Source organism: Sphingobium sp. YR768 (assembly GCF_900111125.1).
Classification (GTDB): domain Bacteria; phylum Pseudomonadota; class Alphaproteobacteria; order Sphingomonadales; family Sphingomonadaceae; genus Sphingobium.
Genome location: NZ_FOGE01000059.1, coordinates 1 through 9,733, shown reverse-complemented (window position 1 = coordinate 9,733; position 9,733 = coordinate 1). Strand labels below are relative to the sequence as shown.

Genomic DNA, 9,733 nt, shown 5'->3' with positions numbered 1-9,733 from the left:
CTCATCTCTACTCCTGTCACGCGGCCATCCTGGCCGCCGTCAGGCAGAAAATCCACTTATCCCGATGTGCAGTTTTGCCAGGCCACCTCTATCCTCTACGATCGTATGAAGACGGCCGTCCTGGGCGAGGATCGCATGTGGATGGATGCCACCGACTTTCATTGGGGGGCAACCGCAATGGTCGCTTGAAGGAAGAAATGCTGATCGAGACGCGCCTGGAACGGCACGCTTCTAATGAGGTCCCGTCGCCGGGACGAGGGCTTGGCAAGATAGTGTGTAGTGCTGTGATGCTTCAGCAAACCACGCTTCCTAGATTGATCTGCCGGTTCTGGATCTGATGGCATGGTGGGGCGGTCTTCGTGCTGACCACGGACAGAAGCATGATCCCGGCGACGAGATAATCATTCAGAGGGACTTGACGAACAAAGGCCCATTACAGAAGCACTTGAGGTGCATATTGTGCTGAACTCTGAATCAATTGGTCTCCCTGGTAAGGAGGCCGTGGATGATGGGTGCATCGATCGAGACGAAGGGCTATGGGCAAGTCCGCGCATGTCCTCGCGTTAACGAACATGGCTTTATGTGGCGCAGCTGCCTGCCTTTGTCGCTCAGCTACGATCATCGCGTGATAAACGGCGCCGACGCGGCACGCTTGGCCCTGGCCGTCCGTGCACATATTAACGGAATCAAATTTACATCGATAGGCAGGCCTGCGGCAGGGCGCGGGCTTTCGTCCTCGGAGCATCGATGCTGCCGACATCATTCCCTCTGCCCTGCCCTGCACAAATGACTCATGGTGGCGCAGCACCGCGCCTGACTTCTTGATAGATCACCTCAGCCGGGCACACTCCCTTCCAATGCCGACTCTTGCGCTCACGAGCCCCGGCTAGAGCTGATCCGCTGATCTGACGTCCGTCGATACAAATCGAGCGCATCAAATTCTGCTCGCATCGATCGGCAGGATCGTCGTCGAGCAGCGACCTGATGCGGCGCCCGATTCAGGTCTCTTCTCGCGCCCGCCAAACGCTCCCGTGTCGTCGAGGCCGTCGCGCTTCCTGGAAAGCGCAAGTCTTAGGTGGCGATCGCGCCGCAATCCGGATGTAGTATCGTACCAACCGCGCCTCGTCGGTCCGACCGAATAACGCCAAAATTTTGCTCGCGACCGCCGTGTTCGCTTGGAGATCAGTCGCCGGCAATTCTCTTTGCTTGGTCGGAGCAAGAACGGCGTAATACGGCCACTCCCGTTCCGTCACATCAGTCCTCGTGTCCATCCGCCGTCGACCGAGATGGTCTGGCCCGTTATATAACTCGCCCGGTCGGAACACAGAAAGGCGCACAGTGCTGCAACCTCGGCCGGCTGACCACGGCGGCCTGCGGTGATGCGGGGTATTGGTTCGTTCATTTCGAGCCCCGAGGCACTTCCTCCGCCCGCCGCAGTCTCGTAGACGCCGGTGTCGATCAAGCCAATGGCCATATTGTTGTATGTAATCCCATATTGCGAGAATTCGTTGGAAATCGTGCGCCCGAGCCCAACTTGCGCCGCACGAGCGGTGTTCGAGAGCACGAGGTCATGCCAGCGATGCGGCTCCTTCATGCAGACCGAACCGACGTTGACAATCCGTCCCCACCCCTTGTCGATCATGTGGGGGGTCGTCGCCCGAGTGAGGAAAACGAGGCTCATGATGAGCTGTTCGTAGACCTCGCGGAACTGTTCGTCGGTTGCAACGCGAAAGCTGTGCGCAAGAGTGGGCATGACATTGGCCACAGCGATATCAGGGCTTCCAACTTCAGACCTTGCTACCGCCACCGCCTGGTCCACCTGATCGGCAATCTTCATATCCGCAACTGCGTAGGAAGCCTTGCCTCCCATCGACCGGATCTGCGCTACGGCCTCCTGAAGCGGACCTTCGCGACGTGCGGTGAGCACGACATGCGCGCCCTCGGCCGCGAGTTCCTTGGCAATTGCCAATCCGATGCCGGCACTCGATCCGCCAATAATCGCTACCTTGTCTTTTAATCCGAATTCCATGTGTCCCACTCCTTCTGCGGCCGTTATTCTTGCGAGATGCGGCTCATCCACCTCTCATATTAGCTGGTGACGCGAGCGGCAGGATCAATCCAAGACCACTTGCCCCTCTCGGCGGATCAATACTCGCCGGTCGTTCTACCAGGCCTGTGCGCGCCGACCAATAACGTATGGTAACGTACTTGTGATATAGCCGAACGCTGCGCGAAGAGAGGCCTTGCCGCCTTCAGGCAACGCCCAATGCCACCTTCAGGTGGCCGATGCGTACAGGGTAATAGGCCTCAAGCCCGGCATTCACCGACGCTGCGTGCGGTGCATCATCAGGAAGCCCTGACATCCAAGTGAGGCTGGTTCTGTTTGGTCCCTCGGAAGCCAAAGTCATGGATCCGCTCGCACCGATTACCGGGGGCCGGGAACTGTCGACAACGAGGTATCCCAGGACGTGATGGTCGTTATCGAGCGCGGTAAGCTCCTCGACGGCCGACCAGTCCGCGAAATAGACTGAACGCCGGGCGCTAATTCCTTCGCCTTCCATCTCGCAGCGTTCCAGCAAAGGGTGCCACCGCATCAGGCCGCCAAAATCGCTGATCAGTGCCCAAATCTGCTCAATCGGCGCATCAATAATCGCATGAACGGATACTGGCATCTTAAATCTCCTTGGCCGCGGCAGTAGCCGCTGGTGCCTGCTGTGCGGTAGCCTGAGAACCTCCAGCGCATATCATTTGCGCAGTCACAGCCCACGCACTACTTAGCTTCCGCCTTGGCATTAGTCTGCACGGCCGGACGCGTGAAGTAGGAACGTTACACGAGCTATTGGCGTCCCGACTCCCAATTACGCCGTGGATTCTGATGGCGCTCTGCAGCCGGAATTGTTGGAGAGAAATATCTGCCACAGCGCCTAGCTCAGAGATACCGGCATTGTTTACAAGAGGGTCGACTTGCCGTTTTATAGTTATCCAGTTGCTCACAGCCTTATTGCCGCCAGCTTCGTCGATGACATGGAGCTGCTGGCCATCGAACTCGGGACAATCGCCACACAATTCGGCCAAGCGATCGGCGATCGCAACTGAGTCGATATCGGTCAGCACCAACTTCGTACTCTTGGCACTGAGCCGGCACGCGCTAGCGAAACCGATACTCGCCCGCACACGGCCGCAGTAATCAAGGTCGCATTGATCGCGATTGGGCCCATTAGCATCCTCTTGAAACTGATTATCTTATATGTATTTCGCTTGCGAACAATATCGTCAACCCCATTTTTCCAAATTCGCACGGGGCTACAACCCGCCGAGGCCTTTCGAATATACGCGCGATCCGGTTTCATGAGCGTTAAGAAACTGATACAGAAGGATGGTCTGTTACTGTCTGCGGGGCAGGCCTTACACCCGCTTTTGAGACATCGGGCAGCAAACTAGTGGATTGATTTTGACATTCGCATCACAGGGCATCCGCGAATGTCAAAATCATAAAATCCACTAAAACCATATAGTTGCTAGTGATCCTGAAAGATTCTGACATTTGCTCCTGACCTTGCCCAAAGGGATGGAAATGTCAGAATCGGACCACTAGGTAAGTTGGGCACCTTTCACACAGCAGTGACGTGATCGACGATTGCGAAGCGCTTTTTTGGTGCCCGCGCGCATATCATGTGGGCGGAGATGCCAAGCAGAGGATTGCCGTGCCTACCGGATCATCGCGGCGCACTTGCGATCGACATTCATCGCCTAGTGGATCCCGGAAGGTAGCCTCAGGGCCGTCCACCATCTACTCGGATCAGCGAGCCGGTGGTGAAACTCGACTGGTCGCTCGCTAGATAGAGCATCGCGGTCACGATCTCTTCGGGTTTGCCATACCGCCCGGCGATCGCAGTAGTTTGCGCCTCACGTTCGGCTGGCCAATGCTCTGCAACGTCAGTGCGGAACGACCCAGGGACTATCGCGTTCAAGCGCACAGTGGGTCCAAATTCGATAGCCTGCGCGAAAGTAAGCGCGTTGAGCGCGGCTTTTGCGCCCGCATAGGGCGCATAGCCGTAATGCGGACGCAACGCCCCCATGCTACTGATATTGATTATGGAGCCGCCGCCAGCCGCCTTCATTCGCTCGCCCACGAGCGCGCTCAGCCGGTACGGGCCTTTGAAGTTGAGCGCCAACACCGAATCCACCAATGCTTCCGGCGTCGCAGCGGAACTATCAAGCAAGGGTGACATTCCGGCATTATTGATGAGGATGTCAATTCGCTCGAAAGCCGCATAGGCGCGCTCCACGAGGATATCGATTTCGCTCCAGCGGCCGACATGACAAGCAATCGTCTCGACCTTGCGACCGAGTGCTCGGATCGGCGCGGCCGCGTCTTCGAGAATGTCCAGCTTGCGGCTAGCGAGCACTAGGTCGGCGCCGCGTTCAGCGAGCGCACGGCTCATCTCGAGGCCCAAACCGCGACCTCCTCCCGTAACAAGAGCGACCTTGCCGGTGAAGTCAAAAGGATCGCGGTTCATATGTGCCCTTCAATCTTCATATCTTCGCTTTTCAGCGCCAAGTAGGAACAGTTCCAGCCAAATTTCATGTGCATCGTCTCCGTATCAACCGCTTTGGGCTCCTGGCCATCGGCTATCGATCCTCCGGTACGTGCGGATCTTCTTTACTGATCGCAAAAGGCTGCGTTGACAACGGACCCCCAAGAGCAGAAGGAATAAGTACGCTTGCGATCGAATCGTGCAAGTTTATTATGGAGAGCATATGATCGGTTACGTCTTGCTGGGGACAAATGACCTAGCCGCAGCGCGCCGCTTCTATGACCCGCTGATCGCCGAGATTGGTGGAAAAATCGTTGCTGAACAACCTCATCGCGTTTTCTATGGGACCGATCTGTCGCAACCCATGCTGGGTATAACCCTGCCCTTCGATGGCGCCGAGGCAACTGTAGGCAATGGTACGATGGTCGCGCTTCCCGTCGCCTCGCGCGACGAAGTTGATCGCATTCACGTCAAGGCTCTCGAACTCGGCGCCACCGATGATGGTGCACCGGCTTGCCGTTTCGATCCGGAACTTGGCTTGTATTTTTCCTATGCGCGTGATCCAGATGGCAACAAACTGGCCTTTTTCAAGATCGGCCCTGCCTGATCCTTTTCGAGCACGGTCGCCCTTCCGCACGACGGACATGACAACCATGGTCGATCATCGACCACACAAGCAGGAGACAGGATCTTGGAAGCGAATTTCCCGAGACCCGATGCGCAAACTTTGTTGGAGATATACCGCAAGGCGACGCTCATCCGGCGAAATGACGACCGCGCGCACAAGGTCATCCGCTCCGGCCGTATGGTGATGCCTTTCTACAGCACGAAAGGGCAGGAAATCATTCCGTCGGCGCTGTCAGTAAGCCTGAACGCCGACGATTATATCTGCACTATCTACCGCGGCATTCACGATTCACTGGCGAAGGGCCTGTCGCTCAAGAAGCTGTGGGCGGAACTTGGCGGCCGAGTAACTGGTTCGTGCAAGGGCAAAGGCGGCCCCATGCATATTACCGACCCCTCGATCGGCATTATGGTGACGACGGGAATCGTCGGCAGCACGATGCCCATCGCCAACGGGCTTGCCTGGGCATCAAAACTTTCAGGCAACAAGCGGGTCACCATTGCCAATTTTGGTGATGGAGCGTCAAACATCGGTGCGTTCCATGAGGCTCTGAACCTCGCCTCGCTTTGGAAATTGCCAGTGATCTTCATGTGCCAGAACAACCGCTTTGCCGAACACACAACATTTGCGGACTGTACGGCGGTAGACAAGGTATCAACGCGCGCAAGCAGCTACTCGATGCCAGGCTACACAATCGACGGTAACGACCCCGACGAGATGTACGGCACCGCTCGCATCGCGATCGAGCGCGCTCGTGCCGGCGAGGGGCCAACGCTGATCGAAGCGATGACCTATCGCCATAATGGCCATGTCTTCGGCGACGATGGCCATTACATGGATGCCGAAGAGCGAGCGGCCGCAATCGCGGCCGATCCTCTGCCTAAGCTGCGCGCTCGGCTCATTTACGACGGGATAGCGAGCGAAGACGAGATCAAGGCCATCGAGGACGGGTTTGAGCGAGAGTTGGATGAGGCAATCAACGAGGCCCTCGCATCGCCCTATCCCGCCCTGGAAGAAATGAAGCGTGACATCTTTGCGCACGAGATCGGGTAAGAACATGGCAGATATTGAAAAGCTCACAATGTTTCAGGCCATCGGTGTCGCTCTCGACGATGCGATGGCGGCCGATGACAAGGTTCTGGTGCTGGGCGAGGATGTCGCCGACAAGCAGGGCGGGGGCGTCATGGGGGTCACCAAGGGCCTGTCGGCAAAATATGGCGACCACCGCGTCCGCTCGACGCCGATCGCCGAACAGGCAATCACGGGGGCGGCCATTGGCGCGGCTCTCGCCGGCTATAAGCCGGTCGCCGAGATCATGCTTATGAACTTCGTTACTGTGGCAATGGACATGCTCGTAAACCATGCGGCAAAGCTGCGCTTCATGTCGGGTGGGCAGACCAGCGTGCCGATCGTTGTGCGCACGGTTACCGGGTCGGGCTTTTCGCTCGGAGGACAGCACAGCGATCATCTCGAAGCTTGGTTCGCACATGTCGGCGGCATCAAGGTTATCGCCCCCTCCAATCCCGCAGATGCCTATGGCCTGATGCTCTCCGCGATCGACGAACCTGATCCGGTCCTCTTTGTCGAAAATCTGATTATCGGCACGAGCGGCGCCGCCGCGATCGGTCCACGCAACGTGCGCATCCCTATCGGCAAGGCAAGCGTACCTCGTGAAGGTACTGACGTGACCGTCGTCGCTTACTCGCGGATGGTTGTCGAAGCGCTTTCGGCCGCTGCGACGTTGGAGAAGGAGGGCATCTCGGTCGAGGTGGTCGATCTGCGCACGGTGTCGCCTTGGGATCATGAGACCGTGATCGCTTCGGTGGCCAAGACCCGGCGTGCCCTCGTGGTGCAGGAAGCGCCTCGCGAGTTCGGCGTCGGTGCCGAGGTTGCAGCGGAAATCAACGAAGTGCTTTTCCGCGATCTCAGGGCACCGGTCGCACGACTGGGTGGAGCGAAATGTCCGGTACCGTTCTCTTCGCCGCTCGAGCAGGCCTTCGCTCCGAATCCCGCACGAATCGCGGATGTGATTCGTGCACTGGTCGACAAAGAATTTAGATAATCTGGAGGCTTATATGGCTACCGACATCATCTTGCCGAAGATCGGCTTCTCCATGAACGACGCCGTTTTGGCCGAATGGCTCGTCGCCAATGGTGGCGAAATAAAAGAAGGCGACCCACTTTATACAATCGAGAGCGACAAATCGACGCAGGAGATTGAAAGTCCAGCATCGGGCATGCTCGAAATCTTGAAGCCGGTTGGTGAGACCTATGACGTGGGCACCGTTTTGGGCCGGATCGCCTAACGACGTGGCTTCTCCATAAATACTGATCGGAGCATGTCATTGACGTCGAATAGGTGCGATAGCCGGTGAGTTATTACGGCAGCCTGGGCAGCGATAGCGATGCGGGCGGCGAGACCGTTCGCATCCGCGTTTGTGACGCCGAAGAGGTCGAAGTAGGCCGCTATCGCTGCTTTAGCGAAGGCAAACTCTCCTTTCTTCTGTGCAACGTCAAAGGCGTCGTGCACGCAATCATCAACGAGTGCACCCATATGAAGGTGCCACTCGATGGTGGACGCCAGTTCGGAAAGGACTTTATCTGTCCCGTGCATGGCGCGCGGTTCGACATCGCCAGCGGTAAGGCACTGGCAGGCGCCGCCGTGGCCAGACTGAAGACCTTTCCGGCAACGATAGAAGGCGGCGTTGTGGTTGTTGAATTGCCGACGGCAGCGATCGGCCGCACGGACTAGAGCGGTTTTCGATCATTCTGGTTCATAGCCACATGATCTGAAGTAGTTGGCGCATTCTTGGGGTTGGAAGATATCGACGAGATTACCGATGAGGCTCCATAGGCCGCTGACCGTTCGCTCACCCGCTTTACGGAGCATAGCCTTGAGGCGGGAGAACGCTTTCTCGATCGGGTTGAAGTCGGGGCTGTAGGGTGGGAGAAAGCGCATGGTGGCGCCTGCCGCCTCGATGAGCACCTGCACCGATGCGCGCTTGTGGCTCGACAGGTTGTCCATGATGACGACGTCGCCGAGCCGCAGTTCCGGGACGAGGACCTGAGCGACGTAGGCTTCGAACCAGTCGCCGTTGATGGGACCGTCAAGTACCATGGGTGCGACCATGCCCGTCATGCGCAGGCCGGCGACCAGGGTGGTGGTCTTGCGGTGGCCATGCGGGAAGCCCATCCGCAACCGCTCGCCTTTCCGGCAACGACCGTGGCTGCGGGTCATATTGGTCGCAGTCCAGGTTTCGTCGATGAAGACCAGGCGCTCCGGTTCAAGATTGAGTTGACCCTCGCACCAGTCATGACGCTGCTTCAGAACGTCGGGTCGATCTTGCTCTATCGCATGGCCTGTCTTTTTTTGCGCGTCAGTCCACGGCGAACAAAAAAGCGATGTAGCCCGGCAACGGAAACGTCCATGCCCTTGTCCGCAAGCCCCAGACGAAGTTCTTCGAGGGTGATGTCCCTGCGCTCCTCCCAAATGGCCAGAATGTCCGCTGCCCGCTCTTCCATCCGCCGCGAGCGCATATCCCCGCCGCGCGGCTTTGGGGCAATGTCACCCGTCTCGCGCTGCTGTGCTCGCCAGCGGACCGCCGTTGATGGTGCTACACCGAACCGGCCTGCCGCAGCACGGCAACTCGATCCACTATCCACTGCTGCCAAAAGCCGAGTGCGCAAATCCATCGAAAGAGCCATCCATGCCGGCCTCCTTCACCAGCACGGATTCTGAATCAGAAATCGCGCCCGAAGGGAATCCCATGCCGATTCAGAACGGTCGAAAACCGCTCTAAAAGATAGTCGCCGACGCTGCTCTATCCAGCCGACCGCGCCGCAAGAGCCATGCTACGAGAGAGGATGAGCAATGAAACTCGGTGTATCCGTTCCGTACGCATCCGGTGAGGACCGCGGTTACTGGGGGTTTGCTGGGGGATTTGGCATCTTACTTGCCGAGGAAGGCCTCGACGCCTTCTTGAGCGAGCACATCGCGGAATGCAGCATCGGCATCGCGGTCGGTGGGGAATAGATTGTCCCAGACCGTCGAGGTGCCGTGCTCGTTGACGACCTCGAGGGACCAACCGCGCTCGGTAGCGAGCCGCACGATGTTGATGGTCAGCCTTACGCCCGCCTGTTCGATGGACCGGCAGAGAGAGGATTCAATCAGTTCGGGTTGCGGGCCAAATTCCATGCCGTGATGCTATGAGATCACGGCTCCAGCTTCAACGCTGTTGGTTTCCAATTCCATGGGAGTAGATCGCCAAGCCGATTAGCCGGATGACCGGCGATGCGGGCGAGGACGTCAGCGAGCCAAGCCTGGGGATCGACGTCGTTGAGGCGACAGCTCTGAATGAGTGAAAACATGATGGCGGCGCGCTGACCGCCGCGATCGGAGCCGCAAAATAGCCATGCTTTCCGCCCGAGTGGCACACAGCGCAGCGCCCGTTCCGCTGCGTTGTTCGTGAGGCCTACAGAGGTGGCCGGGTTTGTCTGAACAGGGATCGGCAACGGTTAAGTGGATCGTCTGCCGGGTTCCTTGCCTTGCCAATATGGGGCGTCATGCAGG

Annotated in this window: 13 protein-coding genes and 1 pseudogene; 7 read left to right on the top strand and 7 right to left on the bottom strand. The window is 58.0% G+C overall.

The window, feature by feature from the left end; all coding sequences use genetic code 11:
• Together BMX92_RS27810 and BMX92_RS28260 are read left to right on the top strand one after the other, a co-directional pair.
• Positions 1 to 189: hypothetical protein (locus BMX92_RS27810; RefSeq protein ID WP_218145865.1), on the top strand; the 189-nt coding region annotated here is incomplete at its 5' end.
• Between the two features lie 316 nt (positions 190 to 505).
• Complete coding sequence (locus BMX92_RS28260; RefSeq protein ID WP_093022495.1) at positions 506 to 790, top strand: 2-oxo acid dehydrogenase subunit E2; 285 nt, start codon at positions 506 to 508, stop codon at positions 788 to 790.
• A 459-nt stretch (positions 791 to 1,249) separates the two neighbouring features.
• Here the strand turns inward: BMX92_RS28260 and BMX92_RS26105 are convergent, their stop codons facing one another.
• The 4 genes from BMX92_RS26105 to BMX92_RS26090 form a co-directional block, all read right to left on the bottom strand.
• On the bottom strand, positions 1,250 to 2,029 hold the full coding sequence (locus tag BMX92_RS26105; RefSeq protein WP_093022492.1) for an SDR family oxidoreductase: 780 nt from the start codon (positions 2,027 to 2,029) through the stop codon (positions 1,250 to 1,252).
• A gap of 223 nt (positions 2,030 to 2,252) precedes the next feature.
• Entirely contained in the window at positions 2,253 to 2,672 is a 420-nt protein-coding gene (locus BMX92_RS26100; RefSeq protein WP_093022489.1) for an SRPBCC family protein, read from the bottom strand.
• Between the two features lies 1 nt (position 2,673).
• Positions 2,674 to 3,114, bottom strand: coding sequence for a hypothetical protein (locus tag BMX92_RS28555; RefSeq protein WP_371262545.1), 441 nt, complete (start codon positions 3,112 to 3,114; stop codon positions 2,674 to 2,676).
• A gap of 659 nt (positions 3,115 to 3,773) precedes the next feature.
• On the bottom strand, positions 3,774 to 4,520 hold the full coding sequence (locus BMX92_RS26090) for an SDR family NAD(P)-dependent oxidoreductase (protein WP_093022483.1): 747 nt from the start codon (positions 4,518 to 4,520) through the stop codon (positions 3,774 to 3,776).
• A gap of 241 nt (positions 4,521 to 4,761) precedes the next feature.
• Between BMX92_RS26090 and BMX92_RS26085 the strand changes: the two genes are divergently transcribed.
• The 5 genes from BMX92_RS26085 to BMX92_RS26065 all read left to right on the top strand — a co-directional run bounded on the left by BMX92_RS26085 (position 4,762) and on the right by BMX92_RS26065 (position 7,915).
• Positions 4,762 to 5,145 carry a VOC family protein gene (locus BMX92_RS26085; RefSeq protein WP_093022481.1) on the top strand — a complete coding sequence of 128 codons (384 nt, stop codon included), beginning with the start codon at positions 4,762 to 4,764 and terminating at the stop codon, positions 5,143 to 5,145.
• Positions 5,146 to 5,229: 84 nt separating this feature from the next.
• The gene (locus tag BMX92_RS26080) at positions 5,230 to 6,216 is read left to right on the top strand and encodes a thiamine pyrophosphate-dependent dehydrogenase E1 component subunit alpha (protein ID WP_371262544.1); all 987 of its coding nucleotides are present in this window, start codon (positions 5,230 to 5,232) and stop codon (positions 6,214 to 6,216) included.
• Positions 6,217 to 6,220: 4 nt separating this feature from the next.
• A complete protein-coding gene (locus tag BMX92_RS26075; RefSeq protein WP_093022475.1) occupies positions 6,221 to 7,225 on the top strand; it encodes an alpha-ketoacid dehydrogenase subunit beta in 1,005 nt (334 codons plus the stop codon).
• Positions 7,226 to 7,238: 13 nt separating this feature from the next.
• On the top strand, positions 7,239 to 7,469 hold the full coding sequence (locus tag BMX92_RS26070; protein ID WP_093022472.1) for a biotin/lipoyl-containing protein: 231 nt from the start codon (positions 7,239 to 7,241) through the stop codon (positions 7,467 to 7,469).
• 65 nt (positions 7,470 to 7,534) lie between these two features.
• Positions 7,535 to 7,915, top strand: coding sequence for a Rieske (2Fe-2S) protein (locus BMX92_RS26065; protein ID WP_093022469.1), 381 nt, complete (start codon positions 7,535 to 7,537; stop codon positions 7,913 to 7,915).
• A gap of 12 nt (positions 7,916 to 7,927) precedes the next feature.
• On the opposite strand, the gene BMX92_RS26060 is transcribed toward BMX92_RS26065, so the two are convergent.
• The 3 genes and pseudogenes from BMX92_RS26060 to BMX92_RS26050 all read right to left on the bottom strand — a co-directional run.
• Positions 7,928 to 8,868 (bottom strand): IS630 family transposase gene (locus BMX92_RS26060; RefSeq protein WP_256213641.1). Its coding sequence is split into 2 segments (ribosomal slippage): positions 7,928 to 8,523 and positions 8,523 to 8,868, totalling 942 coding nucleotides; the frame shifts between segments, so codons are not numbered across the junction.
• Between the two features lie 244 nt (positions 8,869 to 9,112).
• Complete coding sequence (locus tag BMX92_RS26055; RefSeq protein ID WP_093022462.1) at positions 9,113 to 9,358, bottom strand: hypothetical protein; 246 nt, start codon at positions 9,356 to 9,358, stop codon at positions 9,113 to 9,115.
• 17 nt (positions 9,359 to 9,375) lie between these two features.
• Positions 9,376 to 9,639 (bottom strand): annotated as a pseudogene (locus tag BMX92_RS26050) (transposase domain-containing protein); the annotation flags it as partial.
• Positions 9,640 to 9,733 lie beyond the last annotated feature (94 nt).